The organism is Shinella zoogloeoides (genome assembly GCF_020883495.1).
GTDB lineage: Bacteria > Pseudomonadota > Alphaproteobacteria > Rhizobiales > Rhizobiaceae > Shinella > Shinella zoogloeoides.
In genome coordinates this window covers 3149155-3165953 of sequence record NZ_CP086610.1, presented here as the reverse complement: position 1 = coordinate 3165953, position 16799 = coordinate 3149155, and the positions used below count along the sequence as shown (strand labels likewise).

Annotated in this window: 18 protein-coding genes, 1 tRNA gene and 2 pseudogenes; 7 read left to right on the top strand and 14 right to left on the bottom strand. The window is 59.0% G+C overall.

The features are described 5' to 3' along the window. Positions 1–34 precede the first annotated feature (34 nt). Positions 35–1189 (top strand): glycosyltransferase family 4 protein, encoded by a 1155-nt coding sequence (locus tag K8M09_RS15610; RefSeq protein ID WP_160787955.1) that lies wholly within the window; start codon positions 35–37, stop codon positions 1187–1189. A gap of 50 nt (positions 1190–1239) precedes the next feature. On the opposite strand, the gene K8M09_RS15605 is transcribed toward K8M09_RS15610, so the two are convergent. The 5 genes from K8M09_RS15605 to K8M09_RS15585 form a co-directional block, all read right to left on the bottom strand. Next, the gene (locus tag K8M09_RS15605; RefSeq protein WP_160787954.1) at positions 1240–2451 is read right to left on the bottom strand and encodes a sugar transferase; all 1212 of its coding nucleotides are present in this window, start codon (positions 2449–2451) and stop codon (positions 1240–1242) included. A 138-nt stretch (positions 2452–2589) separates the two neighbouring features. Further along, on the bottom strand, positions 2590–2940 hold the full coding sequence (locus tag K8M09_RS15600) for a glycosyltransferase (protein WP_229341937.1): 351 nt from the start codon (positions 2938–2940) through the stop codon (positions 2590–2592). Positions 2941–3121: 181 nt separating this feature from the next. Then, positions 3122–3259: a hypothetical protein gene (locus tag K8M09_RS15595; protein WP_229341934.1), complete on the bottom strand. Its 138-nt coding sequence runs from the start codon at positions 3257–3259 to the stop codon at positions 3122–3124. Positions 3260–3335: 76 nt separating this feature from the next. After that, a complete protein-coding gene (locus K8M09_RS15590) occupies positions 3336–4367 on the bottom strand; it encodes an IS110 family RNA-guided transposase (protein WP_072495383.1) in 1032 nt (343 codons plus the stop codon). 114 nt (positions 4368–4481) lie between these two features. Further along, a protein-coding gene (locus tag K8M09_RS15585) for an IS5-like element ISKpn12 family transposase (RefSeq protein WP_085947932.1) occupies positions 4482–5242 on the bottom strand; the annotation gives its coding sequence in 2 pieces (ribosomal slippage) (positions 4482–4918 and positions 4918–5242; 762 coding nt in all). A gap of 143 nt (positions 5243–5385) precedes the next feature. Here K8M09_RS15585 and K8M09_RS15580 point away from each other — a divergent pair. From K8M09_RS15580 to K8M09_RS15565, 4 genes are all read left to right on the top strand, one after another. Further along, positions 5386–6575, top strand: a protein-coding gene (locus tag K8M09_RS15580; protein ID WP_160788181.1) for an IS3 family transposase whose coding sequence is annotated in 2 segments (ribosomal slippage) — positions 5386–5647 and positions 5647–6575 — 1191 coding nt in all. Because the reading frame shifts where the segments join, the coding sequence is not laid out codon by codon here. 24 nt (positions 6576–6599) lie between these two features. After that, positions 6600–6884 carry a transposase gene (locus K8M09_RS15575; RefSeq protein WP_160788187.1) on the top strand — a complete coding sequence of 95 codons (285 nt, stop codon included), beginning with the start codon at positions 6600–6602 and terminating at the stop codon, positions 6882–6884. A 126-nt stretch (positions 6885–7010) separates the two neighbouring features. Beyond that, positions 7011–7745 (top strand): glycosyltransferase family 25 protein, encoded by a 735-nt coding sequence (locus K8M09_RS15570; protein WP_160788182.1) that lies wholly within the window; start codon positions 7011–7013, stop codon positions 7743–7745. Positions 7746–7818: 73 nt separating this feature from the next. Next, positions 7819–9045, top strand: coding sequence for an O-antigen ligase family protein (locus K8M09_RS15565; RefSeq protein ID WP_160788183.1), 1227 nt, complete (start codon positions 7819–7821; stop codon positions 9043–9045). Positions 9046–9105: 60 nt separating this feature from the next. Here K8M09_RS15565 and K8M09_RS23780 read toward each other — a convergent pair whose 3' ends face one another. The 4 genes and pseudogenes from K8M09_RS23780 to K8M09_RS15545 all read right to left on the bottom strand — a co-directional run bounded on the left by K8M09_RS23780 (position 9106) and on the right by K8M09_RS15545 (position 12956). Further along, the gene (locus tag K8M09_RS23780) at positions 9106–9225 is read right to left on the bottom strand and encodes a hypothetical protein (RefSeq protein WP_407697084.1); all 120 of its coding nucleotides are present in this window, start codon (positions 9223–9225) and stop codon (positions 9106–9108) included. 406 nt (positions 9226–9631) lie between these two features. After that, positions 9632–10845, bottom strand: a protein-coding gene (locus K8M09_RS15555; protein WP_160788185.1) for an IS3 family transposase whose coding sequence is annotated in 2 segments (ribosomal slippage) — positions 9632–10509 and positions 10509–10845 — 1215 coding nt in all. Because the reading frame shifts where the segments join, the coding sequence is not laid out codon by codon here. Positions 10846–10927: 82 nt separating this feature from the next. After that, positions 10928–11179: pseudogene (locus tag K8M09_RS15550) on the bottom strand (transposase); the annotation flags it as partial. A 425-nt stretch (positions 11180–11604) separates the two neighbouring features. After that, a protein-coding gene (locus K8M09_RS15545) for an IS3 family transposase (protein ID WP_229341930.1) occupies positions 11605–12956 on the bottom strand; the annotation gives its coding sequence in 2 pieces (ribosomal slippage) (positions 11605–12620 and positions 12620–12956; 1353 coding nt in all). A 90-nt stretch (positions 12957–13046) separates the two neighbouring features. On the opposite strand from K8M09_RS15545, the pseudogene K8M09_RS15540 reads away from it, so the two are divergent. After that, positions 13047–13298, top strand: a pseudogene (locus tag K8M09_RS15540) (recombinase family protein); the annotation flags it as partial. 131 nt (positions 13299–13429) lie between these two features. Here K8M09_RS15540 and K8M09_RS15535 read toward each other — a convergent pair. The 3 genes from K8M09_RS15535 to K8M09_RS15525 all read right to left on the bottom strand — a co-directional run bounded on the left by K8M09_RS15535 (position 13430) and on the right by K8M09_RS15525 (position 14669). After that, positions 13430–13642, bottom strand: a complete 213-nt coding sequence (locus tag K8M09_RS15535) for a hypothetical protein (RefSeq protein ID WP_160788170.1) — start codon at positions 13640–13642, stop codon at positions 13430–13432. Positions 13643–13888: 246 nt separating this feature from the next. After that, the gene (locus K8M09_RS15530) at positions 13889–14497 is read right to left on the bottom strand and encodes a hypothetical protein (RefSeq protein ID WP_160788171.1); all 609 of its coding nucleotides are present in this window, start codon (positions 14495–14497) and stop codon (positions 13889–13891) included. Between the two features lie 87 nt (positions 14498–14584). Next, a tRNA-Leu gene (locus K8M09_RS15525) sits at positions 14585–14669 on the bottom strand. Positions 14670–14833: 164 nt separating this feature from the next. Between K8M09_RS15525 and K8M09_RS15520 the strand changes: the two genes are divergently transcribed. Next, positions 14834–15346, top strand: coding sequence for a disulfide bond formation protein B (locus tag K8M09_RS15520; protein ID WP_160788172.1), 513 nt, complete (start codon positions 14834–14836; stop codon positions 15344–15346). A 64-nt stretch (positions 15347–15410) separates the two neighbouring features. On the opposite strand, the gene K8M09_RS15515 is transcribed toward K8M09_RS15520, so the two are convergent. Further along, on the bottom strand, positions 15411–15968 hold the full coding sequence (locus K8M09_RS15515; protein WP_160788173.1) for an HNH endonuclease: 558 nt from the start codon (positions 15966–15968) through the stop codon (positions 15411–15413). A 104-nt stretch (positions 15969–16072) separates the two neighbouring features. Beyond that, positions 16073–16723 (bottom strand): DNA-3-methyladenine glycosylase family protein, encoded by a 651-nt coding sequence (locus tag K8M09_RS15510; protein WP_160788178.1) that lies wholly within the window; start codon positions 16721–16723, stop codon positions 16073–16075. Between the last annotated feature and the right edge of the window lie 76 nt (positions 16724–16799).

The following is a 16799-nucleotide window of genomic DNA, read 5'->3' as shown; positions in this document are numbered from 1 at the left end:
GGAGCAGTTTTCAAATAACAGAATAGCTGAGAATATGGCGGACAGGGGCCATGACGTATCTGTCTGCACAGCCGTTCCAAACTATCCGTCCGGACGGTTCTTCGATGGATATTCGAATCGCTCGAACAGAACCGAACGATGGGGGAAGATCCTCATTCATCGAGCCTGGACCGTTCCGCGTGGCAAGAGCGCGCTGTCTCTGTTCGTGAACTATATCACCTTTCCTGTTGCCGCGAGCATCAAGGTCCTGCTCGCGAAAGCGCGGCCGGACGTCGTCTTCGTTAGCCAGTTGTCGCCGGTCTTCATGGTCCTGCCGGGCATCTTGCAAAAATGGAAGACCGGGTGTGGCCTTGTCTACTGGGTTCAGGATATTTGGCCGGAGAGCGCGACCTATACGCTCGGCCTGCGCAATCGCCTTGTCGTCGGCCTTTTGAACGCGATTTGCGGATGGCTCTACCGGCGGGCCGATCTCGTAATGGTGCAAAGCGCCGCGTTCAACGACATGATCACTAGGTTCGGTGTGCCGCCCGCGCGCATCCGGCTTCTGCCGAACACCGCGCCGGACAGCTATCGTCCCCTCACGCCCGAGCAGGCGCCGGACTATGCTGCCCTTGTGCCGCAGGAGGGCTTCCGGCTGATGTTCGCCGGTAATATCGGCGAGAGCCAGGACTTCGATACGCTGGTCGCCGCCGCGGTTCTGTTGCGTGGGCGCGAGGATCTTCATTGGGTAATCGTCGGCAGCGGCCGCGACGAGGCACGCGTTAGGCGTCTCGTGGTGGAAAATGGCCTTGGGGAGAGGTTTCATTTCCTGGGGCGGCACCCGGAAGAAGCGATGCCTAAATTCTTCGCCCACGCCGATGCGATGCTAGTGAGCCTGAAGGACATACCGATCTTCGCCTTGACGGTACCCTACAAGGTGCAGTGCTATCTAGCCTGCGGCAAGCCGATCATAGCTTCGCTGGCTGGCGAGGGCGCACGCATCGTCAACGAATCGGGCGCGGGGATTGCCGTAGCCGCGGGCCGGCCGCAGGCCCTCGCTGAGGCGATTGCGAAAATGATGGATGCAACTCCGTCCAGGAGGCATGCCTTCGCTGCCGGTGCCCGCCGCTATTTTGACAACAATTACGCCGCCGACAAGGTGTATGATATCCTTGAGCAGACGCTGGAGTATGCGGCGCAGTACCGATAAGGCCCCGTCTTCAAGTGCTATCTCCGCCGCCTTGATGAATTCCCGCTGGGCTACCGCGCACCGGCTCCGAGGAGGACCGTGCGCACGGTCTTGAACAAGACGAGAAGGTCGAGATCGAAGGAGAGGTGCTTTATGTAGTAGAGATCGTAGGAGAGCTTCTGCAATTCCTCGTCTGTTGTCGCTGCGTATCCCGAGGTAACTTGCGCCCATCCTGTAATGCCTGGAAGAACGAGAGAACGCAGAGTATATTTTGGTTCGGCTTGCTCGCTTGTTCGGGCAACGTATTCTGCAACGGGGCGCGGACCTATAAGGCTCATGTCGCCGCGTAGAATGTTGAAGAGCTGAGGAAGCTCATCGAATCGTAGCTTACGGATAAGTCTGCAACCGGGCATAATCCGTGTATCGCCAAGACTTGTCGAGCCGCCGCTACTACCTTTGTACATGGTGCGGAACTTGTACATGCGGAAGCGGTGCCCACCGAAGCCCCGCCTGATCTGCACAAAAATCACCGGATTCCCGTCCAGAAGAAACAGAAAGAGTGCGACAAGCGCTGCCATTGGCAGCGTAATTGGCAATGTGACGATTACTCCGAGGATATCCAATCCGCGCTTGAGGCGTGCATAGAGCAACTGACTAGGGCTGTAATTAAGATGCGTGATATCGAAGCTGGTGATATCCAATCGGCCGCGGCGCACCTCCAGATAACGGGTCCAGGGCATGATTTCTACGCCGCCGAAATAGCAATTGGCGAGAAATGTCGACCACGGTCCGCTATGATGTTCATGGGGATCGATCAATACAATTTCCGCGTCCCCAAGGTCGGCGTTGGGGCCTGATAGAATTGGTATTTCATCCAACTCATGCACCACGTCGGCGGCGCGCCCGAAGGGAGCAAGAACGATCCGGGCGCTCAGCCTGCGATGAAAACGGATATTGGCATATACTATTATCGCCAACACGACTGGAAGGCACCATAGCAGCGCCAGATAGCTCACTGGAACGCGCAGGGCCGAAAGGACGCTGACGGCGACGCTGAAGAGGCCGATACTGACGATGGAGGCTGCGACAACCGGCGCCTCGTGCCGGCGGAAAGCCGAGAGGATAGCGGCCGACAATACGGGCACGCAGGTAAGCGCGCCAATCGCCCCAAGAATATTGTCCCAATCGTTCCGCCCTGAGCGGGTGGTGATAACGACATAAATCAGCGCCTGCAGCCCGATGGTTACGGCTATGGGACCGACGAAGCTGCGCAGCTCGCGCAAATATCTGTGGCGGCGCGTGCGCCCACCCTGTGCGGTAATATAGGAAAGATCACGTACAGGATAACGCGGTCCAGGCCTACGGCGCGCTCGTCTTGTCCGTTTCTCCACTTGCAGCCTCGATAGACGTTAAGAGCTGTTTCACAGCCCCAAGGTTTTCATTATACGCGCATTGATTGCTTTCACATCGAAGCGCCCCTCGGCCAAGATGCGGCTTTGCCCGCCCATCTCCACGATCAAGTCGGGATTGTCAATGAAATGCTGCATGGCGTCGGCAAGGGCGGGTGCGTCGCGCGGCGGCACCAGAAAACCGTTGCGCCCTGCAATCACCGTCTCGCGGCAGCCGACCCAATCTGTCGTGATGACAGGGCGCGCCATGGCCATTGCCTCCTGGGTGCTGCGTGGGACACCTTCGCGGTAGAACGAGGGCAGGACGAAAACGCTGGTCTGCTCCAGATAAGGTTGCACCGGCACGTGGCCGGTCCATTCCACCAAGCCTTCCGCGACCCATGAGGCAAGCTGTGCTTCATTAGGGTCAGGACTTCGGTAACGGGGCCGTTCCAGTCAAGCAAAATGTAAGGGCCGCAGCAGCGCCGTCAGGCTGCCGATGCGGCAAATAATCCGACAAATTCCCTTTCGCCGATGCCTGGCTTGCTGTGCCCTTCGTTTGAGGTCACCCCGGGTTCATGCTTCGGTCCGTGGTCAGCGCGATGGCTGCCAACATGATGCTGGTCCAGTGCGGCAATTCCGATGTGCCCATCTCGTTGGCGTGCTCGACCGAGGCCGGCGACAGTCCTGACCACGGCATCATCGGAACCGCGTCCCTGTTGGGACCTCGAAGGTCTGCGGTCAGACAGACATCAACGACATGGTTCTGCTATAAACGCTCAGGCCGATTTGGCGATCAACGGGACTATGGAGAATTCCGTACCATCCCTCCACATCCGGTGCAGGATTGTGCCGATGCGCCTTGCCAAAGCCACCATCGCGCGCTTTGCACCTCGGCGTTTGGCAACCTGTGCAGCCCAGCTTCTCAGCCATGTCGAGCGGCCCCGATGGATCATGACGGTAGCCGCTTGGCACAAGGCTCTTCGCAGATTGGCGTCGCCAGCTCGCGTAATGCCGCCGATCACGTCGCGCTCACCGGACTGGTTGCGCGATGGTGTAAGGCCAACCCATGGGCCAACTTTCTTGGACGACGAGAACCGCGCGGGATCATCGACAGCGGATCGGAAAGTCAAGGCGACGACCGCACCAATCCCCGGCATCGTCATCAACAGCCGGCACACCGCGTCATCCTTCGCAAGCAGACGGACCTGACGTTCGAGCCCGGCCAGTTCCTGGCGCAGGCTTGCGCGTGCACGTAACATCGGCCCGGCCGCTGCTTGCAGCATGGCATTGCCATCCACCAATTCCCTAATCCGGGCGTCGAACTGGCCGCGTGAGATGGCGCCAACCTTCAGGCCAAAGTTTCTCAGCAGTCCGCGTAGAGATAGCTCCAGCGCGATCATGCCCTGCTGGATCGCCTTGCGGGCAGCCAAAAGCGCGCGAACCTCCTGTGCCGACACGGATTTGCAATGTACAGGCCTGAACCAGCCCATGTGAAGCAGTCGGGCAATTCCTTCTGCGTCGCGCCGGTCCGTTTTGATCGGCATTGCCTTCAGAGCACCCTTCACTTGCCGGGTTTCCATCAGGACAACATCCAGCCCGGCATCGGCCAGGCCGCGATGCAGCCATTGGGACAGCGGTCCGGCTTCCAGTCCGATGATGGCGACCGCTCCCTCCAGGGTGTTTGCAAAGTCCACGATCGCCTGGGGATCACTGGGAACCTGCGCCTCCTTTGCGATCTTGCCATACTCATTGATGACACAGACGGCGGTCTTCGCCAGTGATACATCCAGTCCGATAAACAGCTTCATCCCGTATTCCTCCGATTGAGACTGATACGGGAACAGCGACAGCTTGCCATGAGCAATTGCAAGATGCTTGGGCTGGTCATGCACGGCGCAGGCCCCGTTACAGCATCTCATTGCTCATAGCCAGAAGATAACGGTCGCAGCGAGAGCGATGGCGGAGAGAAAGGCCATTGGGCACCGGTCGTAACGCGTAGCGACACGCCGCCAGTCTTTGAGACGCCCGAACATGATCTCGATCCGGTTGCGCCGTTTGTAGCGGCGTTTGTCGTATTTGATGGTCTTCTTGCGGGATTTTCGACCTGGAATGCAGGGAGTGATCCCCTTCGCCTGTAAAGCGTCACGATACCAGTCGGCATCATAGCCACGGTCGGCCAGCAACCATTTGGCCTTGGGAAGTTCATCAAGCAAGGCGGCAGCACCGGTGTAATCGCTGACCTGGCCTGCCGTTATGAAGAAGCTGATCGGGCGACCACTCGCATCCGTTACGGCATGAAGCTTGGTGTTCATGCCGCCTTTCGTGCGTCCAATCAGGCGGCCCGCGCCCCCTTTTTTACCCGCAAGCTGGAAGCCGTGCGGTGGGCCTTGAGATAGGTCGCATCGATCATGATGGTCTTGTGCTCTGCGGCTTCAGGCACGGCCAGACCTTCCATCATCTGGATAAATACGCCCTTGTCGCCCCAGCGTTTCCAGCGGTTATAAAGCGTCTTCGCCGGGCCATATTCCTTCGGCGCATCACGCCAACGCAGCCCGTTGCGGTTGACGAAGATGATGCCGCTCAGAACGCGTCGATCATCAACGCGCTGGCGGCCATGGCTCTTGGGGAAATAGGGCTGAAGACGAGCCATTTGCTCGTCCGTCAGCCAAAACAAATTACTCATCAGTCGGGCTCCTATACGCCCATCTGAATCACAGCCGTCAGTTCAAATCAATGGGTCCTGACCCTAGGGCTTGTGAGGATTTGACCTGCCACTGAGAATTTTCTCCAGAATGGATTAGAGTTCGGCCCATTGAGGACGGACTTATGAAGAAGCAGCGATTTACGGAAGAGCAGATCATTGCGGTGTTGAAGGAGCAGGAGGCCGCAGCGAAAGCGGCTGACCTTTGCCGCAGGCACGGGATTTCCGAGGCGACCTTTTATAATTGGAAGGCCAAATACGGGGGCATGGAAGTGTCTGAGGCCAAGCGTCTGAAGGCGCTGGAGGAAGAGAACGCCAAGCTGAAGAAACTGCTCGCCGAACAGATGCTGGATACAGCCGCACTCCGCGAGCTTCTTTCAAAAAAGTGGTAGGGCCTGCCGCCAAGCGTGACGCTGTCGCGCACCTGAAGACCATCATGGGGCTTTCGGAACGGCGGGCCTGCCAGATCATATCCGCAGATCGAGAGACGATCCGCTATCGATCCTCTCGACCGCCGGAGATCGAGTTGCGAGCGAAGCTGCGCGATCTGGCCAATGAGCGCCGCCGGTTTGGCTATCGTCGATTGTTCATCTTGCTTCGGCGAGATGGAGAGCCGTCCGGTGTCAATCGCATCTACCGGCTCTATCGCGAGGAAGGTCTTTCCGTGCGCAAGCGGACAGCCAGGCGTCGTGCCGTTGGCACGCGTGCGCCGATCCTCGTCGAAGCAAAGGCGAATGCCCGCTGGTTGCTGGATTTCGTCCACGATCAATTCGCCTGCGGCAGGCGTTTCCGCATCCTCAATGTGGTCGATGACGTCACGCGCGAATGCCTGGCGACGATCCCGGACACATCGATATCAGGTCGCCGTGTCGCGCGAGAACTGACGACACTTATTGAGCGACGGGACAAGCCCGGCATGATTGTCTCGGACAACGGGACCGAACTGACCTCGAATGCCATTCTCGCCTGGTCGAAGGATCACAAGGTTGAGTGGCACTACATCGCGCCGGGAAGACCAATGCAAAACGGCTATGTCGAGAGCTTCAACGGCCGCATGCGTGACGAGCTGCTCAACGAGAGCCTGTTCTTTGGTCTCGACCACGTCCGCAGCGCCATCGCGCAATGGGCCGACGATTACAACAATTTCCGGCCCCACTCATCACTCGGATACCAGACCCCGGCGGACTATGCCGGGATCATCGCCACAACCGGCTCCAACGCTACGCAATGTGGAGGCTTCGTGTTTCCGCCGGTTGCTCCCACCCCGCCATTTGGCTTATCAAAAACCGCCGAGGCTCTAATCGCAGCCGGATGAAACTTCAGTGGCAGGTCACCGCTTATCGATGGCGTTGGGTTCCGTGCGCTGCTTGCCGACAAGGCCTTTGATAGCAATGCCATCATCGCTGACCTCGATGAGCGCGGCGCCAAGGTCGTTATTTCTCAGCATTCCCGCAGAGCCATGCCACGCCAGATCGACGCAGAGATCTATAAATGGCGGCATCTCATCGAGAACTTCTTCTGCAAGCTCAAAGAGTTCAAGCGTATCGCCATGCGCGCGTGCAAAACCGATCGCAGCTTCGAAGCGATGATCTACCTCGCAGCAGCCATCATAAATTCTCGATGAATCCTCACACGCCCTAGTCTGAAATCCAAAAGGCACGTCGCCGGTTGCAAAATTGAGCCGAAAGTGGTAGGCGGCTACCGGAAAGTCGAAGCTTTCGCGCACGGCATCTCAGGAAGATGGTTGGAAATGAGGCTCCATATCTACGCGATCAATCTCGACCGTTCGGTTGATCGCTGGAACGTGTTGTCTCGTCGGGCGGAAATCCTTGACGTTCCCCTCACCCGTGTCCCCGGTCACAATGGTGCGGCGGTATTGCCCGAGGACCGCATTGATTGCGATATGCGGGCCTTCGAGCATAACAACGGGCGCACGATTTTGCCTGGTGAGTACGGTTGCTATCGCAGTCATCTCAAGGCGCTTGCCGCCTTTTATCAAACCGGCGAACCGGCGGGTATCATTGTAGAGGATGATATCGAGCTTTCCGCGGACCTCCTCATTCGCGCTGGAGCTGCCGTCGAGGCTCTCCCAGAGGCGGATGTCATAAAGCTTTTCAACCATCGTATTGTCGGCTTCAAGCTTGCCACGACGTCGAGAATGGGCGATGAAATCGGCCGCACGATGCATGGTCCCCAAGGTTCGGCTGCGTGTTATGTGGTCACGCATTCGGGCGCCGTACGTTTGATGGAAGGCTTGAAGATCATGGAGTATCCATGGGATGTCGCACTTGAACGAGGCTGGGCCTCCGGTGCGCGCATTTACACGACGCGCCAGGATGTGGCCTCTCCTACGCGAGACGGCACAACGATCGCCACGCAGTCGGCCTATCGGGCTTCAAAGTTTCCATGGTGGAGGCGGCTGAGGACATACGGTATCCGCATTGTCGAAGCCGCACGCAGGATTGTTTATGCACGCAACGGCTGAATCTCGAAGGGCCGCGGGCGAACGTGTGCGTGCAGTCCTGTTTCCCGTACTCTGGGCAATCATGGCGTCAGCCATGTTCGTCGAGAGCGACGTCTATCGCTATGTGACCATTGCTCTCATGATTTTCGCGCTCGTTTCGCATCAGGCGGGTGTCAGGTGGATTTCACGCGATTGGCTCGCGCTTCTATGCTATGCGTGGGCGGTTTACGCTGCTAGTCGATTTGCATTCGGTGTGTTCGTTTTGGGCGAAAGAGGGGCGTCGGAGTGGCTTTATATTTTTCCGGTTTTCTTCCCGCTTATGGGGGTCGCCCTCTATAAAACCCGGCGTTATGTCTTTTCTGCCGCAACATTGCTTGTTGGCTGTGGATTGGTCGGTTTGATACTTACTCTGGATTTCCCTGCGCTTCTCTCAGGGCAGCGCGCCGCCCCGTTTTACCATCATAATTCCATCCACGCCGGAATCGGCAGCTGCATGCTTTTCCTTAGCGCTGTCTTCTGGCTGTTTCATGCCGCCGAGACTGGGCGGCTTCGCGGCGGAATGAGCTGGCTCTTCTTGCCGATCGGCATCGCGACAGCCGCTCTCAGCCTCGTCGGCGCGCTGGGGTCGCACTCCAAGGGCGCATGGCTCGCGCTCGTTGCGACGATCGCTTTCATGGGCGTCCTCAGCTTTTTTCACTACGCCGGCAGGTGGCGGCTTCATCTTTTGGGCGGCCTGCTGTTCGCCGCCGCTGCCGCCACAATGATCGCAGCGCCCTTCGTGGAGAAAGTAGCACGGCCGACCATGGATGCGGCTACAAAGCTGACCGGCGATACCATCGCCATTGAAGGGCCGCTCGCCGCGATGGAGAAGGCGATCGTCGATCCGGCCACCCCGTCCTCAATGCGCGAGCGCCTGGAGTTATGGTCGAATGCCATAGAGTTGGTCCAAGCCGCGCCTTGGGTCGGATGGGGTAACGAATGGCTTCGCAAGTGGTATGGAACGACCTATGCCGATGTCGGCTATACGCTGATCCATAACGGTTACCTTGAAATCATGGTCCGTCATGGGCTGCTCGGTATAATCTTCCTCTTCGTCTTTGCTGTGGCTGCGGCTCGCAGGACGAATGATGCCCACCGTCGGGGGGTCATTTCCTCAAGTCTTGCCGCTTACATCTACAGTTTGAGTTTCTTTTTCTTTTGCACCATAGCTACGAACTCTAATAACCGTCTCGCGCTCGGTGAATCCTTTTTCATCCTAATGGCCGCGGCTGTGTTTTCCTTCACGCTCGCCAGACGGAAAGCTGAACAGGAGCTGATCTAACGTTCGCTTATGGCAACGCCAGTTCTTGCCGTGAGACGTATCTAGTCAGGACTCTTTAAATCAAAGCCAGAAGATGATTGTTGCGGCGATACATATGCTTGAGAAGAAGGTATGCGCGCATCGGTCGTATCGGGTTGCGATGCGGCGCCAGTCCTTGAGCTTGGCGAAGAGGTTCTCCACCTTGTGGCGCTGGCGATAGAGCACCTTGTCGTAGGAGTATGGTCACTTGCGGCTTCGGCTGGAGGGAATGAAGGTTCGATACCCCTTGCCTGTAGGGCGTCTCGGAACGGCGTGCTGTCATAGCCCCGGTCGGCAATGAGCGTCATGGCTGGCGGCAAGGCACCAGCACAAGGCGCGCACCCCTATGGTCACTCATCTGCCCCTCGCTGAGCAGCATGATGATCGGGCGGCCTTCACCATGCAAACAGTTGCAGCTTGGAGTTTAGCCCGCCTTTGGTTCGCCCGATACGGCGGGGAACATCCCCTTTTTGAGCAGGCTCGCCGCGGTTCGATGTGCTTTCAGGTGTGTGGCGTCGATCATGATGCGTTCGGGCTGGAGTGCTCCCCGTTTCACCGGACAGGTCGGCTAGTTTGATTTAGCCCTGATGAACTGCCGAGGGGAAGCCATCTTGAGCGCTGAATGGGGATGGATTTCGTTGTAGTCCTCGATCCATTCGTCAATGAGCCGGAGCGTCGTTGCTGCGTCCGGTAGGGGTGAGATGCGGACGTAATCCCGTTTCAGGGTTTTGACGAATGCCTCGGACATACCGTTTGACTGTGGACTGGCCACCGGGGTGAAGCAGGGCGTCAGATTGAGCGCCTGGGCAAACAGCCTCGTGTCCCGCGCAGTGTAAACCGAGCCATTGTCCGAGAGATGCTCGATAGTGTGCGGGGCTCGGGTTGCGCGGAAGCGTTTCTCGACAGCCTCCAGCATCATGTCGCGCACGTCCGAGCCGGAGATGCCTGCATTCGCGACTGCCGCCCAGGCGATGATCTCGCAGTCGAAGGCGTCGATGATGAAGGCGAGACGAACGACCTCGCCGTTCCAGCAGCTGAACTCCAGCCCATCTGAACACCAGCGCAGGTTCGAGCGCATGACCATGACCTTACCGTCATGGATGCGTCCCTTGCGAACGGCCGTGTGCTTCTCCAGCAGCATGGCGTGGTTGCCCATGATGCGTTGAACCCGCTTGGCGTTGACGACAGGCTTATCGGCGGCCCGCCTTTCGCGATTGAGGAGCGCGGCGATCCGGCGGTAGCCATAGGTTGGCCTTTGATCCGCCAGCCTGCGAATGATGGGCAGAAGCTCTGCGTCCTCTGCCTTGTGATAGGGCCCGCGCGGCTTTGGCCTGCCTTTCAACCGCTCGACGAGGTTTGAGCGGGAGACGCCCAACGTGTCTGCGACGGTCTTCATCGGGAACCGTCCTTCGGCAACAAGATCGGCCGCGATATCCGTTTTTTTGAGTCCGCTTTCGAAAGTGCTTCGCGGAGGATTTCGACCTCCATCGTCTTGCGGCCGAGCATGCGCTCCAACTCGCGGACGCGATCCTCCAGCTTCTTCACTTCCGAATTGCCGACAACCGGTTCGTCAGAATCCACGGCTGCAGCACCTCCCTCGCTCAAGAGCCTGCGCCAACGGTAAAGCAGGTTGGGCGCAACACCATGGCGGCGAGCGGTCGAAGATACCGTCTCGCTTGGCTCGAAACTCTGCTCAATGATCGTCAGCTTCTGCTCGGTTGTCCACCGCCCGCGGCGAACATCACCCGTCAGCAATTCAACGTGTCGATACGCGTTAGACATAAGCCTGTCCTCAAGCCTGTGCTTGAGCCTTTCTGCTTATGCCGACTGTCCGGTCGAAGGGGGTGCAGTTCACGGGCTTCGTGCCGTCACCGGACAGGGCCACGAAGATGCGGTCGAATACACCCAGGCGGCTCCAGCGGATGAAACGGTTATAGAACGTCTTGTGTGGCCCATAGTCCTTTGGCGCGTCTTTCCATTGCAGGCCGTGCTTGATGACATAGACGATCCCGCTGATCACACGGCGATCGTCGACGCGCGGAACGCCATGTGCCAAAGGAAAATACGGCGAGATCCGAGCCATCTGGTTTTCACTCAGTAGAACCAAATCGCTCATCACGGTCTCCTCTCGGACACCATGAATCACACATCAAACCAAATTAATAGGTCCTGAACCTAGCTCCTGCTCGGCTTAATCCGGTTCGCATCCTGCATCCTGAAGCGGTCGTTGATGTATCGCCTCCCACTTCCGCATCAGGGTGCTCCTAATCACGGCTGCGGGATGCCATGCTGTCATATGCCGGCCTTTATCAGCTTGGGGTATCTCGAAACAGGCCCCATTGTAGGCCAGAAGATGGACCGAAGAGATCGCTTAAGCCGAAAACGGGTGAGAAGTCAGAAGCTCTCAAGTCAAATTGGTGCCCCATGCCGGTGACTGGGCACCAAATCGAACCGCCAGAGAACCTAATGTCCGTCGTCAAATGATTTGAGACTTTTTGGGCTTTGGAAGAATGGAGTTTCCGGCTCGGTTTGCGGGTTGATTTAAGCCGCTTTGGCCTGGTGGTTCAAGCGGCGCTGCCTGATGGTGTCTTGTTTGATCCTTTCGCGTTCGAGCAGTATGGTCTGGCCGCGCCCGAAGTAGACGTCGGCCGGAGTGAGATTGTCGAGGCTCTCGTGGTATCGCCGATGATTGTAATGCTCGACGAAAGCCGCGATCTGGGCTTCGAGGTCTTCCTGGAAGAAGTAGTTTTCCAGCAGGATGCGGTTCTTCAACGTCTGGTGCCAGCGCTCGATCTTGCCCTGGGTCTGCGGATGGCCAGGAGCACCATGGACCTGGTCGATCTTGTATTTCTCCAGCCATTCGCCGAGGTCGGAAGCAACGTAACATGGGCCATTGTCCGATAGCAGGCGTGGTCGGTGTTCGACCTTGACCTTGTCGCAGCCTGAGGTGGCCAGTGCCAGGTCGAGCGTGTCGGTGACATCCTCGACCTTCATGCTGGTGCACAGCTTCCAGGCGATGATGTAGCGGGAATAATCGTCGAGGATGGTCGACAGGTAGAACCATCCCCAGCCGATGACCTTCAGGTAGGTGAAGTCAGTTTGCCACATCTCGTTCGGGCGCGTCGTCTTGTCCTTGAACTCGTCATTGGCCTTTATGACGATATAGGCTGGCGAGGTAATCAGGTCATGGGCCTTGAGCAGGCGATAGACCGAAGCCTCTGAGACGAAATAGCTTTCAGTGTCAGTGAACTTCACCGCCAGCTCGCGTGGCGACAGATCGGCATGGTCGAGCGCCATGGTGATGATCCGGTCGCGGACAGCGTCGGGGATACGGTTCCACACCCGTGACGGAGCCGAGTGCCTGTCTTCCAGCCCCTCGACACCGTGGGTCTGGAAACGATCATACCAGCGATAGAAGGTTGGCCGAGGAATGCCGAGCTTGTCGAGCGTCTGCCTGGCTGGCAGATGAGACCCCTCGACAAGCCGGATGATCTCGAGCTTTTCGGTGGCGGGATATCTCATTCTTCGTCGCCCCCATCCGCGATCATGCTTTTTTTAAGCAGGCGGTTTTCCAAGGTGAGGTCGGCCAGCGCCTCCTTCAGGTCGCGGCTTTCACGACGCAGCGCTTTCACTTCGTCGCTGGTGGCCGAACGCGCGGTGTCACCGGCTAGCCGCTTCTTGCCCGCTTCGAGAAACTCCTTCGACCAGCTATAATACAGGCTCTCGGCGATCCCTTCACGTCGGCAGATCGCGGCAATGCTGTCTTCGCCGCGCAGCCCCTCCAACACGATGCGGATTTTGTCCTCCGCCGAGTGATGCTTGCGCGTCGCGCGCCGGATGTCCTTGATTGTCTTTTCGGCCGCCGATGTCTGCGGCCCGGTTTTCTTTCTCATCTTCGCTTCCTTTGATAGAGCTACGATGAGCCGAAAATCCTCTCTTCTCAATTAAACCAATTCTGTCTCATGGGCGCTGATGTCGGACAGCTGGACATGCTGGCTGCTATCGCTCGCAAGGACTACGAGGACCGCAGGAGGCGACAGGCGCAGGGGATTGAGAAGGCGAAGGGGAAGGGGGCATACAAGGGGAGGCCGGAAGACGCGGGCCGCAATGCCGCGCTTATGGACATGCTTCGGAAGGGGCAGACTTGGGCGAGCATCGTAGCGGCGACGGGTGTCTCCACGTCCACGCTTGCGAGGCTGGCGAAGAGGATCAAAGCGGAAGCGGGGGAGGCATGAGCATGGTCGGAGAGATTGCAGAAGCCGCCATGCTCCGGGTCGGATTGGGCTACCTTATCGCGGCCACGCTGGCGGGCATATGGGGCGTCTATGAGACGTTCTTTAGGTGACAGGGGCGCGAGCGGTACCGCCTACGTGGCGTAGCTCCGCAAGCGGACCACTTCCCGCTTTCGCAACTCCATTGTCGCCTTGACGTGCAGCAGTACCTCCGCCGTGCAGTCCTCGTCTAGCCGACTGTTCGGCCCGACACGACGATGAAGGAGGTCGCCAATTTCTATCTCCGCGATATGCTTCTCCGCATTCTTAATCGCCGCCTCATGTTCGCGGATACGTGTCAGGTCCATTCGGGGTTCCTCCTTTGTGTTCTCACTATGTTCGCGATTCGGCGTGAAGGATCAAGGGTGGGTGCGACAATCTGTCCATTTAGTCGCGAAACTTGGATCATACTTCTCCACGCCCATGATGAATCGCCCGAAGCTGAGTCGATTGACTGGGAGGATGGGTTCCATAATCTAAAAGAGGTCCAATATCTTGGCCTAAGTCCTTGTTTTCCTCAGAGTCTTCATGTGCAATTTGGTCGCCACGCCAAATCAAAAAGGAGACCCCAAGGCTTCAATCGCGTGGGTGAGGTAGGCCATGACGCGGCCGAGGCGCTGCGTCTTCTGCTTTTCGCTGATATCGCCCTTGATCTTCTCTTCCAGATAGAGGCGCTTTGCGTCCTCCAGCGTCGGCGCAGGACGAGAGAGGCCACCACTCACCAGAATTCCAAGGGCGCGGCCCTCGACAGGATCGCCACCGACAGGATCGCCGGTCTCGGGATCGACAGGAAGCCGGGATATATAGCTCTCCCGCAGGAGACGCGCCGCGTCGGGGTCAGATGCTGGCAAGTCCCGCCCGCCGATGGTGACAACCACCTTCTCCGCCAATTCCTTAGCCCGCCGTTCCGCACGGCGATGGATTTCGAGGGGCGAAGCGGGGGACTCGGCATCAGCATCACGGCGGTGGATCGCCTCCCGCACCAGCGTGTCAAACTCGGCATCTATCCGGGGGTATGCCTTCATGGCCTCCGGGCGGGTGGCCCCGAGGAACCGCTTGAACTCCCCCTGATTCAGCACGTCTCTAATCGCGGTCGGGATGCGGCGGCGATACTGCCACGTCTCGGCCTTTGTCTGTCTAGCGTATCTCAAAACAAGCCCCATTGTGGACCTCCGGTGGACCGGAATGTGTACCGAAGGGATCGCTTAAGTGCTGAAATAGCTGAGAAATCAGGATTTCTCAAGCCAGATTGGTGCCCCATGCCGGAATCGAACCAGCACTCCTTTCGGAACTCGATTTTGAGTCGAGCGCGTCTACCAGTTCCGCCAATGGGGCACGGTCTGGAGCCATCGCGTTTACACGATGCGTCTGCGGGCGGCAACCGGCAAATCGGAGGGAATGGGCGATCACTTATCCGTGCGGTGCATTTACAATGACGGGGCACCTGATAGAAATCGGCGCCATTTCGTCGGCCTGTTCGCCGGCACCACTGGACGAGCATGATGACCGTATTTCCCGACCTCTCCCGCAAGGCATCCGCCGGCCTCCTTTCGCTCGGCATGGCCGCGACCGTGGGGGGCGCGCTCGCCTTTGAGCATATCGGCGGCTATATTCCCTGTGCGCTCTGCCTGTTGCAGCGCGATCCCTATTATTACGGTATCCCGGTCGCGGTTGCGGCGCTCGTTTCCGCGTTCTTCGGCGGGCCGGTCTGGCTGACGCGGCTGCTGCTTGCGGTCGTGGGTATCATGATGATCGTAGGTGCGGGCATGGGTGTCTATCATGCGGGCGTCGAATGGGGCTTCTGGGAAGGGCCGGCGACGTGCGCGACATCGGCGCAGGGCGTGACGCAGAATGCAGGTGACCTGCTTTCCGATCTCAACTCGAAGCATGGGCCTTCCTGCCAGGAGGCGTCCTTCCGGCTGCTCGGTCTTTCCTTTGCCGGATGGAACGTGATCGCGAGCCTCATCCTTGCCGCCATCGCCTTTTCGGGCGCGCGGTCCGCGAAAGCGTGATCGCCACAGCCCGTAGGGCGCAGGCCGTCTGCGCGGAACCGCTCCCGGTTTCGCGCGGCGGGCGTCAGGGCTGCAGTTCGACGTCCCAGTAGAGATAGTCCATCCAGCTTTCGTGCAGATAGTTGGGTGGAAACAGTCGCCCGTTGTTGTGCAGATCCTGAACCGTCGGCTGATAGGGCTTCTGATGCGGGTGCATGCCCGCCTGCTTCGGCAGCTTGCTGCCTTTTCTCAAATTACATGGGGAGCATGCGGCGACCACATTCCCCCAGGTCGTCTCGCCGCCATGGGCGCGCGGGATGACGTGGTCGAAGGTCAGGTCGTCCGGCGACCCGCAATACTGGCATTCGAACTTGTCGCGCAGGAACACGTTGAACCGGGTGAAGGCCGGATGGCGCGAGGGCTGCACGTAGGTTTTCAGGCACACGACGCTCGGCAGGCGCATCGTGAAGCTGGGGGAAGACACCGAATGATCGTATTCGGCGATGATGTTCACGCGGTCAAGAAACACGGCCTTGATCGCGTCCTGCCAGGACCAGAGCGACAAGGGATAATAACTCAGCGGCCTGTAGTCAGCATTCAGTACAAGGGCTGGCAGGGCCTGTGGTGAAACTGAAATCGTCAAGGGCTTCTCCTGATCGATTCGGCATCTGCCCTTTTATATTAGGCCCGTTGTGACAGCCTTGTGAAGCGGAAAGGAAAAGCGAAAACAACGAATTTCGCAGCGTCTTACCCTTCGAGCACGGGGGCCGCCTCGCGGCGCATCTCGCGGGCGTAATAGGCCCAGAACAGCCGGGCCGAAACGCCGCGCCAGGGAGACCAGCTTTCCGCGATCCTGTCGAGTTCCTGCACGCTCGGCCGCACGGCAAGGCCGAGCGCGTGGGCCACGGCATTCTGCAGGGCGATGTCGCCGGAGGGGAAGATATCCGGATGGCCTGCGCAGAAGAGCAGGTAGACATCCGCCGTCCAGCGGCCGATGCCCTTGATGGCGGTCAGGCTGCGGGCGGCGGCGGCGGCATCCATGCGGCAGACGGCGTCGAGGTCGAGTTCGCCCCGGTCGACGGCCTCCGCCGTGCGGCGCAGCGTTCCGGCCTTGGCGCGGGACAGGCCGATGGCGCGGCAGGCCTCGTCGGAAAGGCCGAGGATATGGTGAGGGGTGATGTCGCCGGCCGTTTCCTCGAGCCGGCGCCAGATGGCGTCGGCGCTGGCGCGTGAGACCATCTGCGCGACGACGATGCCGGCAAGGCCGCGATAGCCGGGCGCAAGGCGGCGCAGCGGCACGGGGCCGGCCTTGTCGATAACGTTGAAGAGGCGCGCGTCGAGCAGCGCGAGATCCACGAGACCCGCGGCCACATCGGCATCCGTCCTGATCATGTGCAGTTGCATGGGTTCCGGCGGTCCTTGCGCCCTGGCGTGCCGCGCGGCTGCGGATACGGCATCGATATGTGGCGCGGCG